Genomic DNA, 21,331 nt, shown 5'->3' on the forward strand with positions numbered 1-21,331 from the left:
CATTATCGTTGCTCAAGCTCGTCCAGCTGCTGATAGAGGGTGGCGATATCGTGAATGCGCGGGCGGCCTTTATCGAGAATTTCGTGCAAAAACGCATTCGCCAGCAGGTTGATCAAGCTGTTTACCGAGCTGTAGCTGTCATAGGCCGAAACGCTATCCAGAGGGGCGCACAGCTGCCAGCGGGACAGCGGAAACAGGCTGTATGCCTGCGGTTCGCAGATCAGCAGTACCGGAATAGCCCGCTGCTGGAGCTGCTGCAGCAGCGGGCGGATGATGCGCGGACGGCGGCGAAAGGCCATGACCACCACCAGATCGTCCGCCGTCAGATCCACCAGCTCCTCGCTTAAGCTCTGCCCCGGCTGCGGCAGAACCTGTACCTGCCCGCGCGCCTGTAGCAGCTGCTGGCGCAGATGCAGCGCCACCGGCCAGGAGTTGCGCATGCCGATGATCGCAATGCGCCGGGCGTTGACCATCGCGCTAATCGCCTCGGCAAACTGCTGCGCGTCGAGCGCATTGACCCACTGCGTCAGGTTCGCCATCTCCTGTTTATAGTGCCGCGCCAGCAGGGTGTTACCCTGCACCGCATCGCGATGATCGGTCAGCGGCATTCCGCTCTGGCGTAAGGTGCGCAGCTCATCGCGCATATCCTTATATTTTTCGTAGCCCAGCCGCTTAAACAGGCGGCTCACCGTGGCTTTTGACACCCCGCTCAGCTGCGCCAGCTCGGCGCTGTTATAGCTAATCAGGTCGTCGAAGTGATCGAAAATAAAATCCGCCACCCGCTGTTCCTGAGGCGACAATGAGGCATATTGCCCTTTCAAGCGTTCATCCAGTTGTTCCATACAGCCTCTGTAACTTTTGTTTCATCAAACTATACATGATGTGAGCCCTTTCATAATGCATGCCAGTTTAAGAAAAAAGCGCCATCTCCCCCGACGAATGAAACTTTACGCTCAAAGTGGAACAGCTTTTGCAGCGCTGAGATTACGTTTGGATCATGAGGACACCCCATGCAGAGTAATGTATCCGCCCACGGGATGGCGGTCGCCCCGCACCATCTGGCCAGCCAAAGTGCGGTTGCCGTGCTGCGCGAAGGCGGCAGCGCGATAGAAGCCATGGTCGCCGCGGCGGCCACCATTGCAGTGGTTTACCCACATATGAACGGCCTGGGCGGCGATGGCTTCTGGCTTATCGTGCCGCCGGAGGGCGAACCGATAGCCATTGACGCCAGCGGCGCGGCAGGTTCGCTGGCCACGCCGCAAGCCTACGCCGGGCTGGCGCAGATTCCTCATCGCGGGCCGCAGGCGGCGCTGACCGTCGCCGGGACCGTCAGCGGCTGGGATGAAGCGCTCAAGGTCTCGCAGACCCTGACCGGAAAAGCGCTGCCGCTGGCGCGCCTGCTGGAGGATGCGATTCGCTATGCCGCGGACGGTACGCCGGTGACCGCCTCCCAGTCCAGCGCCAGCGCCGGAAAACTCGCCGAACTCCATGACCTGCCAGGTTTTGCGGAGACCTTTCTGGTCAACGGACAACCGCCGGTCGCCGGTAGCCGGTTTCGTCAGCCCGCGCTGGCCTCGACGCTTCAGCAACTGGTCGATGATGGCCTCGACAGTTTTTATCGCGGCCCGCTGGCCCGGCGTCTGGCTGCCGGGATGGCGGCCTGTGGCCTGCCCATTACCCTTGCCGACCTGCAACAGCATCGCGCCCGCCGCCCTGCGCCGCTGAAGCTTCAGCACCAGCACGGCGAACTGTGGAATCTGGCGCCGCCCACGCAGGGACTGGTCTCGCTGGCGATCCTCGGGATTACCGACCGGCTGGCGATGCACGATGCCGATGACGCGCAGACCGTGCACCGTATCGTCGAGGCCACCAAGCAGGCTTTCGGCCTGCGCGATGCCCACATTACCGACCCCCGCCATCTCGACGTGGATATTCAGAGTCTGCTCGACCCGCAGGCGCTCCAGGGGATGGCCGATAACATCGACGATCGGCAGGCCGCTCCGTGGGGGGCGGGAAAAGGTCCCGGCGATACCGTCTGGATGGGGGTGATGGACAGCAGCGGGCTGGCGGTCTCCTTTATTCAAAGCCTGTATCACGAATTTGGCAGCGGCGTGGTGCTGCCGGATAGCGGGATCGTCTGGCAAAACCGCGGCGCCTCGTTCAGTCTCGATCCCGCGCATCTGCTGGCGCTGGCGCCAGGCAAACAGCCGTTTCATACCCTCAATCCCGCCGCCGCACGCCTCAACGACGGCCGGGTCATGGTTTACGGTTCAATGGGCGGAGACGGCCAACCGCAAACTCAGGCGGCCATTTTCACCCGCTATATCCTGCAGGGCATCCCGCTACAGGAGAGTATTTCGCGCCCGCGCTGGCTGCTGGGGCGAACCTGGGGACAAACCTCAGACTCACTGAAGCTGGAAGGCCGCTTCACGCCAGAGAGCATCGCCCGCCTGCGGGCGCTGGGTCATGACGTGGAAGTGCTGGCCGATTATAGCGAAGCGATGGGTCACGCCGGCGCCATCGTCCGCCATCCCAACGGGCTGTTTGAAGGGGCGGCCGATCCGCGCAGCAACGGCTCCGCCGCCGGTTATTAGGAGACGAAGATGAAGCATAACGTAAATGACTGGCACGCTTATCTGGCGCAAATGGAACACCTGCTGGCGCTGGAGCTGGACGACACCCGGCGCAGCGAACTTCAGCTCCAGTTCGCGCGCATTGCCGCCATGGCTGAGCCGCTGATGGCCTTTGCGCTCGATGAACGCCTGGAGATTGCCGGAGTATACAAAGCATGACGCTGACTGAGATGACGATTGCTGATATTCAGCGCGCGCTGGCCGACGGCGAGCTGAGCGCCAGAGAGATTGCCCGCCGCACCCTGGACGACATGGCGCAGGTCAACCCGCAGATTAATGCCTGGACGCAGATCACCGAACGCCGGATGCTCGCCGAAGCCGGGCAGATTGATGCGCTGCGTCGAACCGGCCAGCCGTTACCGCCGCTGGCGGGGGTCCCCTACGCGGTAAAAAATCTGTTCGACGTTGCCGGGGAAACCACCCTCGCCGGCGCCCGGCTGTTCAGCGAGCGCCCGCCTGCCGCCAACGACGGTTGGGCGGTGCGGCAGATCTGCGCGGCAGGCGGCCTGCTTAGCGGAATGGTCAATATGGACGCCTACGCCTACGGGTTCACCACCGAAAACAGCCACTACGGCGCCACCCATAATCCGCACGATCTGCAGCGCATCGCCGGCGGATCTTCCGGCGGGTCGGCAGCGGCGGTCGCCGCCGGGTTGGTTCACTTCGCTCTGGGCAGCGATACCAACGGCTCGATCCGCGTCCCGGCTTCCTTATGCGGTATTTTTGGCCTGAAACCGACGTTTGGCCGCCTGTCGCGCGCGGGCAGCCATCCGTTCGTCGCCAGCCTCGATCACATTGGCCCGTTTGCCCGCTGCGTCGACGATCTGGCGGCGGTGTACGATGCCTTACAGGGACACGACCCCGACGATGACGCCCAGGCGGATGCAGCCATTGCCCCTACTCGCCAGCGGCTGGAACGCGGGGCGGAGGGTCTGCGCTGCGCGGTACTTGGCGGCTATTTCAGCGACTGGTGCGATAACGACGCCCGCGCCGCCGTGGCGCGCGTGGCGCAGGCCCTTGAGGCCCGCGAAGAGCATGTGTTCCCCGAGGCGGAGCTTGCCCGTTCGGCGGCGTTTATCATCAGCGCCGCCGAAGGGGGCAATCACTATCTGCCGGCGCTGCGGCGTGAACCGGCACGCTTTGAACCGAACTCGCGGGAGCGCCTGCTGGCCGGGGCGATGATTCCTTCGGCGTGGTATCTGCAGGCGCAGCGTTTTCGCCGTCATGCCCGGGAGGCGATAACATCGCTGTTGCGCCACGCCGATGTGCTCATCGCCCCGGCGACGCCGTGCAGCGCCACCCTTATCGGCCAGCAAACCATGACGATTAACGGCGAGATGCTGCCCGTTCGCGCCAGTATGGGCATGCTCACCCAACCCATTTCGTTCCTCGGCCTGCCGGTGGTCACGGTCCCGCTGCGAACGGCATCCAACCAGCCCATTGGCGTGCAGCTGATTGCCGCGCCGTTTAATGAACTGGCCTGTCTGCGCGCCGCGCGCGCCCTCGAACAAGCGGGCATCACCGAGGCCCGCCCTGCGGAGAGAGCAGTATGATCAATCAGGATAATATTAACCGGCCGCGCGTGCTGGCCGAGGTCACGGCCGCCTTTTATCGCTACGAAGAGGCGCTGATCAGCAACAACATTGCGGTGCTGGATGAGCTCTTCTGGCACGATAAACGAACGGTGCGCCTGGGGGCTGGCGAGAATCTCTACGGTATTGACGAAATTCGCGCCTTTCGCGCCGCCCGTCCGGCGGCGGGGTTACAGCGCGAATTACGCCACACCGAGATAGTCACCTTCGGCGAGGATTACGCGGTATGCAGCACCGAGTTCACCCGCGACGGGAGCGAGCGGATTGGCCGCCAGCAGCAAACCTGGGTCCGCTTCCCCTATGGCTGGCGGATTGTCGCCGCGCAGGTGAGTCTGATGAGCTAACCCGGCGCTGAGCCGGGCTCGCGGGGAACGCACTACCCCCGGAATGGATGAACTTCGCGCCAGTGTCCGGCTATCTGCTGGCGCGTACAGACCCACACCCGCTCATGCTGCTGGACATAATCGAGGAAACGCTGTAGGGCGCGGAAGCGCCCCGGCCGCCCCAACAGGCGGCAGTGCATGCCAATGGACATCATCTTCGGCGCATCTTCCCCCTCTTCATACAGCACATCAAAGCTATCTTTGAGGTAGGTATAAAACTGCTCGGCGGTGTTGAAGCCCTGCGCGGTGGCAAAGCGCATGTCGTTGGCGTCGAGGGTATAGGGGACTATCAGATGCGGCTTGCGCGAACCGTCGCCGCACTGCACTTCGGTCCAGAAGGGTAAATCATCGCCATAGTAGTCGCTGTCGTAATCGAAGCCGCCGTGTTCCACCACCAGCCGCCGGGTGTTGGGGCTGTCCCGCCCGGTGTACCAGCCGGTTGGCGGCTTGCCGAACAGATCGCTTAAGACCTGCACCGCCTTGTGCAGATGCTCGCGCTCCGTGTCGATATCCATATGCTGATAGTGGATCCACCGCCAGCCGTGGCTGACGACGTCGTAGTCGGCGGCTTTGATCGCCGCGACGATATCGGGGTGACGCGCGAGGGCCATCGCTACGCCGAACACCGTCAGCGGCAGCCCGCGTCGGCTGAACTCCTGATGAATGCGCCAGAACCCGGCGCGGCTGCCGTACTCATACAGCGAGTCCATCGACATGTGCCGGTCCGGGTAGCTGGCGGCGCCGATAATATCGGAGAGAAACTGCTCGGAACCAGCGTCGCCATGCAGAACATGGTTTTCCGCCCCCTCTTCATAATTGAGGACGAACTGCACGGCAATCCGCGCCTGGTTCGGCCATTGCGCGTGCGGCGGCTGACCGGCGTATCCCCGCAGGTCGCGCGGGTAATCCTGTGCTGCTGACGTCATCTCCCACCCCTTAAATTGCAAATGTATTGAATGTCTGAAATTTACCGCTCAGGGCTTTGCCTTCCGGGAACGCTAAGTCGCCGCGTTTGCTGGTCGACAGACCCAGCGCCACCAGCGACTCCACCATCTTCACCGCCGCGCTGACGCCATCGATGACCGGCACCTGCAGTTCCCGCGTGAGCGCCTGGGCCAGGGTCGCCATTCCGCCGCAGCCCAGCACGATGGCGCCGCAGCCGTCCTCTTTTAATGCCTGGATACAGCGCGCGCGCACCTGCTCCTGCGCCACGCCGCTACCGTCCTCCAGCGCCAGCACCGGCAGATCGATGGCGTGCAGCCCGGCACAGTGGTCGTAAAAGCCATATTGATGCAGCAGATGGCGGGCGATAATCAGCGTACGCGGCAGCGTAGTCACTATCGAAAAGCGCGTGGCCACCAGCGTCGCCATATGCATCGCCGCTTCGGCAATGCCGATCACCGGCCCCTGCGCCAGCTCGCGGGCCGCCAGCAATCCCGGATCGCCGAAACAGGCGATCACGTGGCCCGCAACGCCCTGCTGACGGCCGGCCTGAATCTGCTCCAGCACGCCGACGGCGGCAATGGCCTCATCGAAATGGCCTTCGATCGATGGCACGCCCTCCCGTGAAGAGACCGCCATAATCTCGGTCCCCGGCGCCGCCGCCATGCGGGCGGCGGTTGCGATGGTGTCGGTCATCCCGGCGTTGGTGTTGGGATTAATCACTTGTATACAAATAGCGGTCATCAGGACTCCTTGTCGCCGGCAAAGAGCCGGGCAAAATCAGGCAGGCATTCGCCAGCCCGCTCAAAGCAGAGGCTGGCAACGATATGTTCAAAATGGTGCGTTAACGCCGCGCTCAGGGGCGGCAGCGCTTTCTCGCGCAGCAGCTGGACGAGCTGCTGATGATCGTCGCAGCGACAGCCCTGGCGCCACGGCGCGCCCCATGCCGCTATCACTAAGGAAGAGCGTTGGCTCAGGCGCGTCACCATGTCGGTGAGGACCTGATTGCCGGAAATAGCCTGCAGCTGAATATGAAATTCGGCGGAAAAGCGAATCGCCGCCGGGCCATCACAGGTTTCATGCGCATGTTGCTCCTGGCGAATAATCGCCTCCAGCGCCGCCAGGTGCGGCGGCTGACAGTGGGCGATGACATCGGGCAGGTTCGCCACCTCCAGCAGCGTGCGGGTGCGGAAGATCTCCCGCGCCTCTTCCACCGTCGGACTGGCGACATGTGCACCACGTTTGGGCGTTAAGGTCACCATTTGCACAGCATTGAGTCGTTGCAGCACCTTGCGGATCCCGGTCCGGCTCACGCCGAAGACCTCGGCCAGCGCCTCCTCCGGCAACTTGCTGCCCGGCAGCAGCTGATGTTCGACGATGGCGGTCATCAGGGCCTGATAGATGGATTCATCCTTGTCATGCGGCGCTTCTGCGGCCTGCTGACGATTTTCATTACGCATTCACCCACTCCGAATTTCACTTTTCGATAGCCAATCGTACACATAAAATAAATTTATTGTATACAATATTAATGATTCTGGCCTGAATCCTGCAACAACCTCAACCAGTAACGTAAAAGGGTTTTCATTCAGAGGAGCAGGTTTCATGCCAAACAGACAACATACCCATCAGGTTAAGGCCGCTGACTCCACCGTCGGCTACAGTCCACGACTGTGTAACGAGGATCTGGCGCCGACGCGCGACCAGAACTGGAGCTGGTACAACATCTTTTCTTTCTGGATGTCCGACGTCCATAGCATGGGGGGCTACGTGGTGGCGGCGAGCTTCTTCACCCTCGGGCTGGCCAGCTGGCAGGTACTTCTCTGCCTGCTGGTGGGAATTTGTATCGTCCAGCTGTGCGCCAACCTGGTGGCGAAGCCGAGCCAGATGGCGGGCGTACCCTATGCGGTCATCTGTCGTCAGGCATTTGGCGTCTTTGGTGCCAATATCCCGGCGGTGATCCGCGGTCTTATCGCCTTCGCCTGGTACGGTATTCAGACCTATCTGGCGGCCAACGCGCTGATGCTGGTGCTGCTCAAGTTCTGGCCTTCGCTGACAACATTAACCGCAGCCACCTTCCTTGGTCTGTCGCATCTCGGATGGCTCTGTTTCGCCACCATGTGGCTGCTGCAGGCGATGGTCTTCTGGCACGGGATGAGCGCCATTAAGCGCTTTATTGATGTCGCCGGTCCGGCGGTCTACGTGGTAATGCTGGCGCTGGCGGGCTGGATTGTATACAAAACCGGTTTCGACGGTATTTCCTTTACTCTCGCCAGCAAATCGCTGACCGCCGGCGAACAGACCTGGCAGATGATCACCGCCACCGCGCTGGTGGTCTCCTACTTCTCCGGCCCGCTGCTGAACTTCGGCGATTTCTCGCGCTATGGCAAGAGTATGGGCGAAATCCGTCGCGGCAATCGCTGGGGTCTGCCGTTTAACTTCCTGCTGTTTTCGATAGTCACCGTGGTGATTGTCTCCGGCACCCAGTCGCTGTTTGGCCGGATGATCACCGACCCGATTGAAACCGTCAGCCGCGTGGGGAACGATCTGGCGGTGGCCATTGGTCTGCTGACGATGATTACCGCCACCATCGGGATCAATATTGTCGCCAACTTTGTCTCACCGGCGTTCGACTTCTCCAACTGCTCACCGCAGAAAATCAGCTTCCGTACCGGCGGCATGATCGCCGCGGTCGGTTCCATTCTGCTGACGCCGTGGAACCTGTTTAACTCCCCGGAGTTGATTCACTATACGCTGGATGTGCTGGGCGCCTTTATCGGCCCGCTGTTTGGCATTCTGATTGTCGACTTCTACCTGATTAAGCGCGGCCAGGTGTCTGTCGACGACCTGTTTGATGACACGCCGCAGGGCCAGTACTGGTACCGCAACGGCTTTAACCCGAAAGCCATCGCGGCGCTGCTCCCGTCGGTGGCAATCGGCCTGGTGATTAGCTTTATCCCGGCCCTGCATGAAGTGGCGAACTTTAGCTGGTTTATCGGCGTCTTCCTGAGCGGCGCGGCCTACCGCTGGATCGCCCGCGACGACCGCGCCCCCACCGCATCGCGTTTTAGCGCCCGACCGCTTGCCCAGAAAGAGTAACCCCTCCCCTGTGCCGCGGCGGTACACCGCGGCATATCCTCTCCGGCAAACTGGCATTAATATTGCTCAATATTAATGTCCCTCTCTGGAACAAAGAAGGTTGTCCTGATGATTGAGTACCATACCGCCGTTCGCGGCGCCTTTTTCGATATCGCCGCGGTCGCCGACAGCGCCGACGATATCGCTCGCCATGCGCGCTATCTTGATGATGGCGTGCTGTTTATCCAGCAGGGAAAAATTCAGGCGCTGCTGCCGTGGCAGGAGGGCGAGCAGCACCTGGATCCGCACACCGGCTATCTCGATCTGCGCGGACAGCTGCTACTCCCCGGTTTTGTCGATGCCCACGTGCATTATCCGCAAACGGAGATGATTGGCGCCTTCGGCGAGCAGCTGCTGGAGTGGCTGACCACCTACACCTTTCCGGTGGAGAGTCAGTTTGGCGATGCGGAGTATGCCGCGGAGATCGCGCAGTTCTTTATCAACCAGCTGCTGAGCCACGGCACCACCACCGCGCTGGTGTTTTGTACCCTGCATCCCGAATCCGTCGAGGCGCTGTTTAGCGAAGCCCTGCGGCTGAATATGCGCCTGCTCGCCGGTAAAGTGATGATGGACCGCCACGCCCCGGACTATCTGAGCGAAACGGCGGAGCAGAGCTACCGGCAAACCCGCGAGCTTATTCAGCGCTGGCACCATCAGGGTCGCCTCGGCTACGCCATCACGCCGCGTTTTGCCGCTACGTCGACACCGGAGCTGCTGACGGCGGTCCAGCGCCTGCGGGAAGAGTTCCCGGATACCTGGCTGCATACCCACCTGAGCGAAAACCTCAACGAGATTGCGTGGGTGAAAAGCCTGTGGCCGGAACATGAGCACTATCTTGATGTATATCACCACTATCGCTTGACCGGCGAACGCAGCGTATTTGCTCACGGCATCCACCTCGCCGACGCCGAGTGGCAATGTCTGCACGAGACCGGCTCGGCGATCGCCTTCTGCCCGACCTCAAACCTGTTTCTCGGCAGCGGTCTGTTCCGCCTGCCCACCAGCTGGCAACGGAAAGTGCGCATCGGCATCGGCAGCGACGTCGGCGCGGGAACGACCTTCAGCATGCTACGCACTCTGGGTGAAGCCTATAAAGTGGCGCAGCTGCAAAGCTATCGTCTGCGCGCCAGCGAAGCTTTTTATCATGCCACGCTGGGGGGCGCCCGCGCGCTGTGTCTTGATGACAACATTGGCAACTTCCAGCCGGGAAAAGAGGCCGACTTTGTCGCCATCACCCCGGGAGTGACGCCGTTGCAGCGCCTGCGCCTCTCCCGCTGTCAGGATATTTACGAACAGCTGTTTGTCCTGATGACGCTGGGCGACGAACGCAATATTCACCAGACCTGGGTCAACGGCGAGTGCGTCTGGCAGGCACAGGCGCAGTGAGTAAGCCCGGCCCGCTGCCGGGCGTCGGCGCGCTCAGCTTCCCCGATAGGTTGACCAGCCGCCCGGGGCAATCAGGAACGGCAGATGGAAATGCTCATCCGCCTCCTCGGCAATCACAAAATCAATCTGCGCGCACAGATACAGCGTTTCGAGGCCGCCGCGGGTGAACCAGTCGCCCGTCTCCGCCACCAGCCGATAGCGGCCGGCGGCCAGTTTGCCCGGCGCCAGCGACGCAATGCGCCCATTTTCATCGGTGATGCCGCTGTCGATGGATTGCCCTCCCCGCAGCAGGTTGACCGCCACCCCCTGCGCAGGCTTGCCGCTGGAAATATCCAGAATATGGGTACTTAACGTATTCATTCGCCAATGACTCCCGTTAGTCGTAATAAGGTAATTTCACGGAGCTGCGCCAGCGCCGACGCAACCTCTTGCGCCGGGTTGTGGTTCAGCCGTTGCGTCAGCGCCTGCAGTATCTCCTCCCCGCTGCGGCCTTTGGCGCGAATCAGAAACACCCGGCCAAAGCGCGCCTCGTAGCGAGCGTTGCCCTCCGTTAACGCCTGGATGAGCGAAGCGTCCCGATCGTTGACCGCCGCCTGCTCCTGCCGCGACAGCGCGGCATGCCCGTGCCGGGCGGCGGGTTTTTCGCCAATTCGCGGGTGTGCGCTCAGCGCCAGATCCAGCTCCGGCTCGCCCCACGTCAGCGAGGTTTGCTGCGCCATGGCGTGCAGCGCCGCAAGGTTCGGGTAGGGCCGGGCCTGCACCAGCGCCGTCACCCAGTCGTCAATCGCCACGCACGGTTCCAGCAGACGCGCGGCCTCGTCGCGAGGCAGTTGATTAAAGTGGCTGAGCGGAATCATCGTCCCTCCTGGCCGTCGCCCCACGCTGCCGGGCCGCAAACTGACGGTTGTTTTTGTTTTGCGACATCATCATTCCTCCGTTTCACATCAACGTTGTCTGCACAGTGCACAAAGCAGGCCAGAGTCGCGCCGTGGGGCCCGCTAAGTTCAATAACCGATTGTTTATTAATGATAGCCATCTCATATCGTTGCTGCTTCCCCGCTCCTCTGCCGTCCACCGCTGATGAAACATTCGGTTCCATCATCACCCTTAAGAAATTTTTAGTTCATAAACTGGCGGTTGCCACCCTCTGACGCACCAGATAGGTGCGAAACGTCACCCTCTTGTCGCCGCAACGCCGATTTTGGTGCTTTGCGCAAGCTGGTACGTAAATTGCTCGCCTCCTTTACGACGCAATGTAAGGAGAACAGCATGAAAGCATTAGTGATTGGCGCCGGTATCGGTGGCCTGAGCGCGGCGGTGGCCTTGAAGAAGGCGGGAATCACCTGTGAAGTGTTTGAGGCGGTGAAAGAGATTAAACCGGTCGGCGCGGCGATCTCCATCTGGCCAAACGGCGTGAAGTGCATGAAAAATCTCGGCATGGGCGAGATCATCGAAACCTACGGCGGCCCGATGCACTTTTTAGCCTATAAAGAGTACCAGGACGGAGAAACCCTGACCCGCTTTAGCCTTGCTCCGCTGGTTGAACGCACCGGCGGCCGCCCCTGCCCGGTGTCACGCAGCGAACTGCAAAGGGAGATGCTCAATTTTTGGGGGCGCGAGGCGGTGCAGTTTGGTAAACGGGTAACCCGTGCGCAGGAAAATGCCGACGGCGTCACCGTCTGGTTTAGCGACGGAACCACGGCCCACGGTGATTTTCTGATCGCCGCCGACGGCAGCCGCTCGGCGCTGCGCCCCTACGTACTTGGCCATAAGCCCGAACGCCGTTATGCCGGTTATGTCAACTGGAACGGACTGGTGGATATCGATGAGAGCATTGCGCCAGCGGATCAATGGACCACCTTCGTCGGCGAAGGCAAGCGCGTCTCGCTGATGCCGGTGGCGCAGGGGCGTTTCTATTTCTTCTTTGATGTTCCGCTGCCCGCCGGTCTGGCCGAAGACCGGCACACCCTGCGCGACGATCTTCGCCGCTACTTCAGCGGCTGGGCACCAGCGGTACAAAAACTGATTGCCGCCCTCGATCCGCAGACAACCAATCGCGTTGAAATCCATGACATTGAGCCCTTCGATACCCTGGTTCGCGGCAAGGTCGCGCTGCTCGGCGACGCCGGACACAGCACGACCCCGGACATTGGTCAGGGCGGCTGCGCGGCGATGGAGGATGCGGTGGTGCTTGGCGATATCTTCCGGGAAAATCGCGAGATTGTTTCCGCGCTGCGCCAGTACGAAGCGCTGCGCTGCGCGCGCGTGCGCGACCTGATACTGAAGGCGCGCAAGCGCTGCGATATCACGCACGGGAAAGATATGGCCCTGACCCAGGCGTGGTATCAGGAGCTCAAAGAGGAGACCGGGGAGCGGATTATCAATGGCCTGTGCGAAACCATCCAGGGCGGCCCGCTGGGCTAACCTCCGCCGACGGTTTGCATCTCCTCCATTACCGCCGTCAATTTTTGAATCGCCATTTGCGCCGGGCGAGACAGCTGGCGCGATGGCGCCGTACACAGCGCCAGCGTCAGCGGCCGCAGCAGCTTATTGCGCAGCGGAATAAACGCCAGTTGACCACTTTGCACCTCATCCAGCACATCCAGCAGGCTCAGAACGGTCACGCCGCTGCCTTTCAACGCCAGCGATTTAATCAGCCGGATATCGTTACAGCGGATGCTGTTGGCCGGGCTAAAGTCATAATGGCGATAGAGCATGCCAACACGTTCGTGAATCATCAACGGCGCGCCGGGGACGATATGGCGCTGCTGGCTGAGCTCCCCCAGGGAGAGCGCGGGCGCATTCGCCAGGGGGTTATCCGGGCGCATGACGATGCCCATTTCCAGCTCAACAAACGCCAGCACGCTCAGTCCCGCCTGGCCTTCCGGGTCAAGAATCAGGCCGAAATCAAGATCGGCCTGGCGGACTTTTTCACTGACCGTATGGCTGTCGGCCACCTGTAAAACCAGCTCCAGCCAGTCCCAGGTGCTGATGATATCGGCCAGCGCCGCGGCAAAACTGCCCTCCGCCAGCGCCTGCACCATTCCGACGCTGACCGTTCCACGCTTAAGCCCCTGCAGCTCGTCAAACTTTTGCCGGGTCAGGCGAAACTCTTTTTGCCAGCGCAGCAGATTGTCATACAGCAACTCGCCGGCGGTCGTCATCCGTAATCCTTCCGGCAGCCGTTCGAACAGCGGCGTCCCCAGTTCCTCTTCGGCCTGCAGGATCTGGCGATTGATCGCCGAAGCCGAAATATGCAGCTTTTCAGCGGCCCGACGCAGGCTGCCGCTGCGGGCGACTTCGGCGAAATAGAGCGCAAAACGCGAAAACGGACTCATGCCGACCCTGTCCTCTTTTTTGCAACGGGTGAGTGAATTAATGCTTATGGATGTCAACACCCTAATATGACAACAATAAACTCACAACAATTAAACAAATGAATTTTGTGAGCAGGAAGGAAAATCATGACCAGAGCCGCGCCAACGCCCCCCGCCCATTGCACTTTCGATCCTGAAGACTGGCTACGCCTGGCCCGCTGCTGGCATCCGGTCGCCCGCGCCGAAGATATTGGCGCCGCGCCGGTGAAAGCGGTGCTGCTGGATGAACCGCTGGTTATCTATCGCATTAAGGGCCAGGTCGTGGTCGCGCGTGACGTCTGCCCGCACCGCGGCGTGCCGCTGACGCTGGGCTTCCATGATGAAGAAGGGATCGTTTGCCCCTATCACGGCCTGCGCTTCGGGGAAGATGGCCGCTGCAACCGCATTCCCTCCAGCCCCGATCGACCGGTGCCGGCGAAGCTTAACCTCACCTGCTACGCGGTCGAAGAGCGCTACGGGCTGATCTGGACCTGCCTGGCTTTCGATGCGGAAAACCCGCTGCCGCTGCCCACCCTTCCCCACTGGGACGATGAAGGCTTTCAGCAGATCAACTGCCCGGCCTTTGAAGTCAACGGCTTTGCCGGTCGCCAGGTCGAGGGGTTTCTCGATGTTGCCCACTTCGCCTGGATCCATACCGACACCTTTGCAGATCCCGATAATCAGCTGGTTCCCGACTATATCCCGCAGGAGACCCCCTTTGGCTTCACCGCCGATTACTGGAGTTCGGTCGGCAATTACCCGGCCAGTTCTCAATTTCGCGCGCCGGACGGCTTCCAGTGGCTGCGCCATTTTGAGTTGCACCTGCCCTTTACGGCGACCCTGACCATCCATTTCCCCGGCGAGGCCCGGTTGGTTATCATGAATGCCGCCTCACCGGTCTCATCGCGGGTAACCCGAATGTTTGCCCCCATTGCGCGCAATTTTGACCTGCATGTGCCGGTCGAAGAGGTGCATGCCTTCAACCTGCGCGTGTTCGAAGAGGACCGTCTGATGGTGGAGACCCAGCGTCCGGAGCGGTTGCCGCTGGACTTAACGCTGGAGGCGCATATTCCCGCCGATCGCAGTTCAATCGCCTATCGTCGTAGCCTGAAGAAAATGGGCTTTGGTGAGTTTTTCCTGGTGTAAAGGGAGAAGAGTGATGAGTGACGTACTGAAGGTGGTTGTCGATGGCCTGTGGCGCGAGGGGGACAGAAGTCTCGCCATCAGATTGTTAGCGCAGGACGGCAAACCGCTTCCCGGCTGGCTGCCGGGGGCGCATATTGATGTTCACCTGCCCTGCGGGATCATTCGCCAGTATTCGCTGACCGGTCCCCACGGCGAAGCGGGCGCCGACGCTTATCTGATCTGCGTTAGCCGGGAGAGCGCTTCCCGCGGCGGGTCACGCTATATCCATGAGACGCTGCGTCCGGGTCAGACGCTGCTTATCTCCCCGCCGCGCAATCTGTTTACGCTGCAGCCTGCGCGACGAGTCACGCTGCTGGCCGCCGGCATTGGCATCACGCCGCTGTATACCATGGCGCTGCATCTCGCGGCGGCAGGCACGCCATTTGAGCTGCATTATTACGTTAAACGGCAGGAAAATGCAGCCTTTGTCGGCGAAATGGCAAAAACCTTCAGCCGTGGCAGCTGGGTGGTTCATTGTTCAGACGAAGGGCAAAGTCCGCGCGCGTCGTTAGCAGATACGTTGGGCGATGCGCACGCCGGGCACCATCTGTATCTCTGCGGCCCGTCGGGTTTTATGGCTACCGCCCGGCGGATCGCGGCGGAGAAAAACTGGCCCGAGGCGCAGGTTCACAGCGAAGCCTTCCAGCCGCTGAAGGCCGCCGCGAGCGAACATCAGGATACGTTTACCGTTACCCTGGCGTCGTCGGGCGAGACGTGGCCGGTCCCGGGCGATAAAACCATTGCCCAGGTGCTTCAGGAAAATGGCGTCGCCGTGCCGCTCTCTTGCGAAATGGGGATGTGCGGCGCCTGTCTGACCCCGCTGATGGCCGGTCAGGCCGATCATCGTGATACGGTTCAATCCGAGGCCGAGAAATCTGCTGCCGTGCAGCAGATAGCCCTGTGCTGCTCCCGCAGCCACTCGGCCAACTTACTGATTGATTTGTAATTTTTTTGCCTCTCCGGGGTCTGATGACAGCGCACAGCAGGATCTCAGACGCCGGGTCTTCCCCCTTTCCTGCTCATCAAATAAAACTCATTTAAATCAAAAAGATACAAAATTATGCCATTCATTCATAATTAAGATAAAAATTATTCATTTCCTTTCTGAATCAATCATCGGCATATTTGTATGACAAATTAATTCACAGCAACAGGCCGCGCCAATATCATGGTAACGACACTGCAAGAGAAACAGATTCAGGCGCAAAACCTGCAGGAGCGGGGATTGTTGCGCCGCGCCCTGGCGCTGTGGAACGAAATAGCGCGATCCGATGACAGCGAGCTGATGCCGCTAGCCCGGGACAAGCAACAGGAGATTGCCGCCCTGCTGGCGCAGCAAAAAGTAGAGAAAGAGGCTGCGAAATATCACTGCCGATCCCATGTCGAGGCCGATCGGCAATGCATTCTGACGTATCTGCGTAACGGTTTGAAACCGCGGGAAATTGAAGGGTTAACGCGGCGTTCCAGTGCGTTTATCTACAGCTGCAAAAAGCTGCTGGCCGGAGAATAGCCGTACGAGGCGACGATAGCTGGCCAGCTTTCTGGGTATTGCAGCGTATAGCGCCGTGCCCAGACAGGTGTCCAGGATCCCCCGAAACACCAACCATAATATGGAGTTGTATCCGAAACTTTGCCAGCCAGCCATTGGCTGGCTTTTTTTCGCCGCCAGAATACCGCCGTCGCGCCTGCACCTCCTGGCGCGATTTCCGTGTATTAAGGAATAAACACCCGCCCTTTACCGCTGACCGCAATATGCACCCGCCGTCCCGGCGTCCAGTCAGCCCGGCTGACGGTTTTCAGGGTCAACGTCTGCTGCGCGATCGCCAGCGTTAAGGTCGACAAATGGCCGGAAAAATCGACGTCGAGGATGGTGACGGCACTCTCCTCATTCTGGCACGGCGTAATCATCAGCTGTTCCGGGCGCAGCATAACCCGCCCCAGCCCCGTAGCATCGTCATTATCGGTCAGCAGCGCGCCAATCGCGCACTGCGCCCGTCCGCCTTGAAGCTCAGCGGGCAGCACCAGCGCATCGCCCAGAAACAGCGCCGTGGCTTCATCGGCGGGCCGCGAATAGACCTCAAACGGGGTGCCCACCTGGGTAAAGCGCCCCTGACGCATCACCGCGACCTGGCTGGCAAACGACAGCGCTTCATTCTGATCGTGGGTCACCAGAATCGAGGCGACGCCAGCCTGGGCAAGCAGGTCTGCCGTCGCCTTTCGCGTGGTGGCGCGAAGCCCGGTATCGAGGGCGGAAAAGGGTTCATCCAGCAGCATCAGCGATGGCCGCTGCGCCAGCGCCCGGGCGAGGGCCACGCGCTGCTGCTGGCCGCCGGAAATTTCATGCGGCCAGTGCGTGGCCAACTGGCCATCCAGCGACACCATCTCCATCAATGCCGCAACCCGACGGCGCTTCTCCTGCCGGGAGCCATCCAGACCCCAGGCAATATTGTCGGCGACATTAAGGTGCGGGAACAAGGCCCCTTCCTGCGGGACGAAACCGATGCCGCGCTGATGGGCGGGAATAAAAGTCCCCTCATCAAACAGCGTTCTGCCCTGCATCACGATGCGTCCGGCATCCGGCGTTTCAAACCCGGCGAGAATACGCAGCAGCGTTGTTTTTCCCGAGCCGGACGGCCCGACGATGGCCGTGCGGCTGCCGGGGGCTACCGACAGAAAAAGGTTATCCAGCACCTGAACATCGGCAAAAGATTTTGAGATCGAGGTTAATTCCAGCATTTACAAACCCGCAATTTTTTTCGACTGGTGATAAAGCACACCGGTCAACGGTAGAGAAATCGCGATCATCAGCATCGCGTAAGGCGCCGCAGCGACATAATCTATCTCGCTGGTTAATGCCCAAAAGCCGGTGGCCAGCGTGCGGGTTCCCAGCGGTGAAAGCAGCAGCGTCGCCGTCAGTTCGTTGCTGACGCCGAGAAAGACCAGAGCGGCCCCGGCCGTCGCACCCGGCGCGGCGAGACGCAGTGTGATGCTCCATAGCGCCCGCCCCGGGCTTCTTCCCAGACTCCGCGCGACATTTTCCAGCTCCACCGGTGCCTGGGCGATCCCGGCGCGAAGATTGATCAGCGCGCGGGGCATAAACATCAGCAGATAGGCCAGAAACAGCGTCACTTCGGTCTGGTAAATAGGGCGGGCGTAGTGAATGGTCACCGTGACCAGCGCCAGCGCGGTCACGATTCCCGGCAGCGAACTGGTTATGTAATTACACCCTTCGAGCAGGCGAAACAGGCGATGCGGATAGCGAATCCCCAGCCAGGCGATGGGGATACCGCAGGCGGTCGTCAGTAGCGCCCCGCAGGCCCCCAGCATGATCGTCTGACGCAGCGAGAGCCACAGATCGGCGTTCATCCAGCTCCCGAGGCCGCCCAACCAAAGCCAGCGGCACAGCACCATCAGCGGTACTCCCAGCGCCAGCAGCAGCAGCGCGCACAGCAGCGCCTGCGCAGCAACGGTCGCCATCACGTTCATGTGTTTGCGTTTCTGCTCGCGCGCGGCCCCGGCGCCTATACGGGCATAGCGCGCTTTCCCCCGGGTGATGCTCTCCAGCAGCAGGAACGCCAGGCAGCACAGCGCCAGCACGCCGGCCAGCATATTGGCCGCCGGACCGCTGAAAGTGGACTGGAACTGGTCATAGATAGCGGTCGTAAAGGTGTCGAAGCGGATCATCGCATACAGGCCGTATTCCGCCAGCAGGTGCAGCGCCACCAGCAGCGCGCCGCCACAAATGGCCAGCTTCAGCTGCGGTAACACCACGCGGAAAAAAACCTTCCACGGCGGCGTGCCCAGCGAGGCGGCAACGTCTTCCAGCGTTGGATCCAGGCGGCGAAGCACCGCCGCGACCGGCATATAGATAAAGGGATAGTAGGCAAGCACCGAAAGGAACACGCCGGAGGAGAGGCCGTGCATCGATGGCACCGCGCTGACCCAGGCATAGCTCTGGACAAACGCCGGAATCGCCAGCGGAGCAACCGCCAGCGCTGACCAGATCTGTCGCCCCGCCAGGGTCGTGCGTTCGGTCAACCACGCGACCGTCACCCCAAGCGCAATGCACGCCGGGACGGTCAGGGCGCTGAGCCACAGCGTATTGCTGAGTAACTCCCCGACGCGCGGACGGAATACCAGCGCTTTAATGGTCTCCCATCCAGTATCAATCCCCACGGCAATCACAAAACCCGGCGGGAGAAGCGCCAATAATGAAAACAGTATCGCTAATGCAACCATCGGAAATGCAGGACGCCTGCGCTCAGGCAGGCGTCGTACTTTTTTTCCGAGTGTAAGACTCAGACCAGACATAAGGTATTCACTTCACCGGAGGGATCACAGCAGGCCAGCTTGCGTCATCAGTTCGATAACTTTTTTACTGTTCAGTGAAGAGGGTTCCACTTTCGGCGCATCCAGCTCTTTCAGCGGCGTCAGTTTCGGGTTAGAGGCGGCGCCAACGCCCACGGCATATTCAAAGGCATTATTGGTTCTCAGATCATCCTGACCCTGTTTGCCGGTGATCCACTTGATGAAGGCCTGAGCCTGCTCCTGATGTTTGCTGGACGCCAGCACGCCGCCGCCAGAGATGCTGACAAAGGCACCCGGATCCTGATGTTTGAAGTAGTACAGTTTGGTATTTTTGCTGTTCTCGCCGGTTTTGGCCTGATCGACAAAGCGGTAGTAATGGTAAATCACCCCGCCATCAATTTGCCCGGCGTTGACGGCCTTCATCACGGTGCTGTTGCCTTTATAGGCCACGAAGTTGGTTTTCATCGCTTTGAGCCAGTCCAGCGTGGCTTTCTCGCCCTTCAGCGCCAGCATCGCACTGACAATGGCCTGGAAATCCGCGCCCGATGGCGAAGCGGCCCAGCGCCCTTTCCATTCCGGTTTCGCCAGATCCATCAGAGAATGCGGCAACTGAGATTCGCTGATCTTTTCCGGGTTATAGACAAAAACGGTACTGCGCGCGGCGATGCCGATCCAGCGGCCATGCTCAGGACGAAATTCCGGCGCCACCTGGCTTAAGGTGTCGGCGTTAAGCGGTGCGAACAATTTCGCATTGTCGACCAGGACCATTGCCGGGGAGTTTTCCGTCAGGAAAACATCAGCCGGCGAAGCCGCGCCTTCCTGCACCAGCTGATTTCCCAGCTCGCTGTCGCCGCCGTTACGCAGAGTCACTTTGATACCGGTTTCTTTGGTAAAGCCATCCACCCACGACTTGACCAGATTTTCATGCTGCGCGTTATAGACCACGATGCCTTCAGCGCTTTCGGCCGCCAGGGCCTGAGGGGCAAGGAACACAGAAGCGGCGACGAGCGCGGCGGAGCAGTATGACGACAGGCGAAAATTCATGTGCTAATCCTTAGTATTGATAGACAAATGGCCGCCGATAACCTGGCCGAAAAGGATTAAAACATAGAGAAATGGTAATGATAATGAAAACAATTACCATAAACTGGAAACAGTTAAAAACACTGCCCTGAAAAGTTTTCTTATCTGAAAATGCTTTATTTAAAACAAGATAAAATGAAAGGTTAAAATAACCTTAAGAAAAGATCATTTTCCGCTGAGAATATAAAAAATATGATCCCGGTTGCATTTCTGCGCCGACAAAAATCCCACCTCTGCTCCGATATCCTGCCCGCTGCCGAAAGCCCATTCCGCCACGCTACGCGGTCAGTCAATCCTGAGCGGCTTGTGGAGCAAAGCGCACGCGATAAAACAAGACTCCCCGTCCTTCAGGGTGGGAAGCCGGTCAGTCACTTGTTTTCAGACTGACGGTGCAATGGCATACGCCACAGATCGTAGCGCTCTTGTCCAGCGTTGATCACTCCCGCGAAGTGATCATTGAGTCTGCTTGAGGTAAAGACCAGATCCCCGTCGGGCCGGATGGCTGGCGTATCGGGCCAGTGAACCTGCGTACTGGAGGCCACCAATGTCATCGACCTGGTTTGGGGGTCATATTTGACGATGCCGTTATGGGTGACATCCGTGATGTAGAGATTGCCAGCGCTATCCGTGACAAGGCCGTCGGTGTTACCTCCTACCGACCCCAGATCCTCTATCCGATCGGCAATCTGTGGGTGGGTCGCGCTCGCTTCTCGCAGGATGGCAGTAGGCAGCGCATGCGCGTGTGTTCCCGTGGTCACCGTCCAGTACAGCGTGTCTGCATTCGGGGACAGAGCAATACCGTTGATGCCGATCTGCAGCGGTTTCCCCGGCCAGACTTCCGCTATCGGAGATATAAGCGACACGTCGCTTCTCATCGACCACGACATCATTCAGGAAGCTTGCCTTGCGGTCTGCCACCCCATCCAGGGGGATGCTTTTTATCGTGCTGCCAGACTTCAGGTCCAGAACCATCAGTTTCTGCGCCCCGACTGGTGATTCGGTTTCACCTGCGACAAAGCCCATGTCCAGCGCCCACAGCCAGCCGTTTTTGCGATCGACATAGAATCCGAGGACGTTGCGCAGGCTCTTATCGGGGGCCGCATCCAGCGCATTCCCCCGGCGGGACGGGAATGCGCTCAGACGCGCCGGCCCTGACGGAATCGTGGTATCCAGAAAAGACCTCCGGGCCCTCCCAGCTCACGCCAGCATAGCTGCGCCAGCGTTCGAGCGGCGTACCCTCTGCCGCGCTAGCCACCGTTGCGAAAGAGAGCAACGCCGCCATCGCCATGGCGGGCAGGCGATTTATTGAGTTGGACATGAATATG

At 60.3% G+C, this 21,331-nt stretch carries 22 protein-coding genes and 1 pseudogene; 10 read left to right on the top strand and 13 right to left on the bottom strand.

What is annotated here, in order from left to right; all coding sequences use genetic code 11:
* Positions 1-2: 2 nt before the first annotated feature.
* Positions 3-842: a MurR/RpiR family transcriptional regulator HpxU gene (hpxU, locus tag Electrica_RS16185; protein ID WP_141964954.1), complete on the bottom strand. Its 840-nt coding sequence runs from the start codon at positions 840-842 to the stop codon at positions 3-5.
* Between the two features lie 168 nt (positions 843-1,010).
* Between hpxU and hpxW the strand changes: the two genes are divergently transcribed.
* From hpxW to hpxZ, 4 genes are read left to right on the top strand one after another with little or no spacing between them, the layout of a single operon-like run.
* Complete coding sequence (gene hpxW, locus Electrica_RS16190) at positions 1,011-2,594, top strand: oxamate amidohydrolase (RefSeq protein ID WP_141964955.1); 1,584 nt, start codon at positions 1,011-1,013, stop codon at positions 2,592-2,594.
* A gap of 9 nt (positions 2,595-2,603) precedes the next feature.
* A complete protein-coding gene (hpxX, locus tag Electrica_RS16195) occupies positions 2,604-2,792 on the top strand; it encodes an oxalurate catabolism protein HpxX (RefSeq protein WP_131048408.1) in 189 nt (62 codons plus the stop codon).
* Positions 2,789-4,186 carry an AtzE family amidohydrolase gene (locus Electrica_RS16200; protein WP_100684977.1) on the top strand — a complete coding sequence of 466 codons (1,398 nt, stop codon included), beginning with the start codon at positions 2,789-2,791 and terminating at the stop codon, positions 4,184-4,186. Before hpxX ends, Electrica_RS16200 begins: the two co-directional genes overlap by 4 nt.
* Positions 4,183-4,569: an oxalurate catabolism protein HpxZ gene (hpxZ, locus tag Electrica_RS16205; protein ID WP_100684978.1), complete on the top strand. Its 387-nt coding sequence runs from the start codon at positions 4,183-4,185 to the stop codon at positions 4,567-4,569. The genes Electrica_RS16200 and hpxZ overlap by 4 nt, the downstream gene beginning before the upstream one ends.
* Before the next feature lie 32 nt (positions 4,570-4,601).
* On the opposite strand, the gene puuE is transcribed toward hpxZ, so the two are convergent.
* Genes puuE through Electrica_RS16220 form a run of 3 tightly spaced genes read right to left on the bottom strand, consistent with a single transcriptional unit; the run spans position 4,602 to position 7,010 of the window.
* Positions 4,602-5,534, bottom strand: coding sequence for an allantoinase PuuE (gene puuE, locus Electrica_RS16210; protein WP_131048406.1), 933 nt, complete (start codon positions 5,532-5,534; stop codon positions 4,602-4,604).
* 10 nt (positions 5,535-5,544) lie between these two features.
* Positions 5,545-6,294 carry an allantoin racemase gene (hpxA, locus tag Electrica_RS16215; RefSeq protein ID WP_100684980.1) on the bottom strand — a complete coding sequence of 250 codons (750 nt, stop codon included), beginning with the start codon at positions 6,292-6,294 and terminating at the stop codon, positions 5,545-5,547.
* On the bottom strand, positions 6,294-7,010 hold the full coding sequence (locus Electrica_RS16220) for a GntR family transcriptional regulator (protein WP_141964956.1): 717 nt from the start codon (positions 7,008-7,010) through the stop codon (positions 6,294-6,296). Before Electrica_RS16220 ends, hpxA begins: the two co-directional genes overlap by 1 nt.
* Before the next feature lie 145 nt (positions 7,011-7,155).
* Here Electrica_RS16220 and Electrica_RS16225 point away from each other — a divergent pair, with 145 nt between their 5' ends.
* Together Electrica_RS16225 and guaD are read left to right on the top strand one after the other, a co-directional pair.
* Positions 7,156-8,649: an NCS1 family nucleobase:cation symporter-1 gene (locus Electrica_RS16225; RefSeq protein ID WP_131048405.1), complete on the top strand. Its 1,494-nt coding sequence runs from the start codon at positions 7,156-7,158 to the stop codon at positions 8,647-8,649.
* A 108-nt stretch (positions 8,650-8,757) separates the two neighbouring features.
* Positions 8,758-10,074, top strand: coding sequence for a guanine deaminase (guaD, locus tag Electrica_RS16230; protein WP_141964957.1), 1,317 nt, complete (start codon positions 8,758-8,760; stop codon positions 10,072-10,074).
* A 33-nt stretch (positions 10,075-10,107) separates the two neighbouring features.
* On the opposite strand, the gene uraH is transcribed toward guaD, so the two are convergent.
* Positions 10,108-10,434: a hydroxyisourate hydrolase gene (gene uraH, locus Electrica_RS16235; RefSeq protein ID WP_100684984.1), complete on the bottom strand. Its 327-nt coding sequence runs from the start codon at positions 10,432-10,434 to the stop codon at positions 10,108-10,110.
* Positions 10,431-10,931: a 2-oxo-4-hydroxy-4-carboxy-5-ureidoimidazoline decarboxylase gene (uraD, locus tag Electrica_RS16240; protein WP_141964958.1), complete on the bottom strand. Its 501-nt coding sequence runs from the start codon at positions 10,929-10,931 to the stop codon at positions 10,431-10,433. The genes uraH and uraD overlap by 4 nt, the downstream gene beginning before the upstream one ends.
* A 412-nt stretch (positions 10,932-11,343) precedes the next feature.
* Between uraD and hpxO the strand changes: the two genes are divergently transcribed.
* Complete coding sequence (gene hpxO / locus Electrica_RS16245; RefSeq protein ID WP_141964959.1) at positions 11,344-12,498, top strand: FAD-dependent urate hydroxylase HpxO; 1,155 nt, start codon at positions 11,344-11,346, stop codon at positions 12,496-12,498.
* Here the strand turns inward: hpxO and hpxR are convergent.
* Entirely contained in the window at positions 12,495-13,412 is a 918-nt protein-coding gene (gene hpxR / locus Electrica_RS16250) for a LysR family hpxDE operon transcriptional regulator HpxR (RefSeq protein WP_141964960.1), read from the bottom strand. The genes hpxO and hpxR overlap by 4 nt on opposite strands.
* Positions 13,413-13,538: 126 nt before the next feature.
* Here hpxR and hpxD point away from each other — a divergent pair, with 126 nt between their 5' ends.
* The 3 genes from hpxD to Electrica_RS16265 all read left to right on the top strand — a co-directional run bounded on the left by hpxD (position 13,539) and on the right by Electrica_RS16265 (position 16,125).
* On the top strand, positions 13,539-14,576 hold the full coding sequence (hpxD, locus tag Electrica_RS16255) for a molybdenum cofactor-independent xanthine hydroxylase subunit HpxD (protein ID WP_131048399.1): 1,038 nt from the start codon (positions 13,539-13,541) through the stop codon (positions 14,574-14,576).
* A 13-nt stretch (positions 14,577-14,589) separates the two neighbouring features.
* Entirely contained in the window at positions 14,590-15,561 is a 972-nt protein-coding gene (locus tag Electrica_RS16260) for a PDR/VanB family oxidoreductase (RefSeq protein ID WP_141964961.1), read from the top strand.
* Between the two features lie 222 nt (positions 15,562-15,783).
* On the top strand, positions 15,784-16,125 hold the full coding sequence (locus Electrica_RS16265; protein WP_100684990.1) for a hypothetical protein: 342 nt from the start codon (positions 15,784-15,786) through the stop codon (positions 16,123-16,125).
* A 203-nt stretch (positions 16,126-16,328) separates the two neighbouring features.
* Here the strand turns inward: Electrica_RS16265 and Electrica_RS16270 are convergent, their stop codons facing one another.
* The 6 genes and pseudogenes from Electrica_RS16270 to Electrica_RS29365 all read right to left on the bottom strand — a co-directional run bounded on the left by Electrica_RS16270 (position 16,329) and on the right by Electrica_RS29365 (position 21,324).
* Positions 16,329-17,351 carry an ABC transporter ATP-binding protein gene (locus Electrica_RS16270; RefSeq protein ID WP_131048397.1) on the bottom strand — a complete coding sequence of 341 codons (1,023 nt, stop codon included), beginning with the start codon at positions 17,349-17,351 and terminating at the stop codon, positions 16,329-16,331.
* The gene (locus Electrica_RS16275) at positions 17,352-18,926 is read right to left on the bottom strand and encodes an ABC transporter permease (RefSeq protein WP_167686244.1); all 1,575 of its coding nucleotides are present in this window, start codon (positions 18,924-18,926) and stop codon (positions 17,352-17,354) included.
* 24 nt (positions 18,927-18,950) lie between these two features.
* Entirely contained in the window at positions 18,951-19,967 is a 1,017-nt protein-coding gene (locus Electrica_RS16280) for an iron ABC transporter substrate-binding protein (RefSeq protein WP_100684993.1), read from the bottom strand.
* A gap of 407 nt (positions 19,968-20,374) precedes the next feature.
* A complete protein-coding gene (locus Electrica_RS29355) occupies positions 20,375-20,869 on the bottom strand; it encodes an SMP-30/gluconolactonase/LRE family protein (protein WP_407081238.1) in 495 nt (164 codons plus the stop codon).
* A 31-nt stretch (positions 20,870-20,900) separates the two neighbouring features.
* Positions 20,901-21,029 (bottom strand): annotated as a pseudogene (locus Electrica_RS29360) (L-dopachrome tautomerase-related protein); the annotation flags it as partial.
* A gap of 64 nt (positions 21,030-21,093) precedes the next feature.
* Entirely contained in the window at positions 21,094-21,324 is a 231-nt protein-coding gene (locus Electrica_RS29365) for a hypothetical protein (protein ID WP_208764232.1), read from the bottom strand.
* Positions 21,325-21,331 lie beyond the last annotated feature (7 nt).

The organism is Klebsiella electrica, from assembly GCF_006711645.1.
Classification (GTDB): domain Bacteria; phylum Pseudomonadota; class Gammaproteobacteria; order Enterobacterales; family Enterobacteriaceae; genus Klebsiella; species Klebsiella electrica.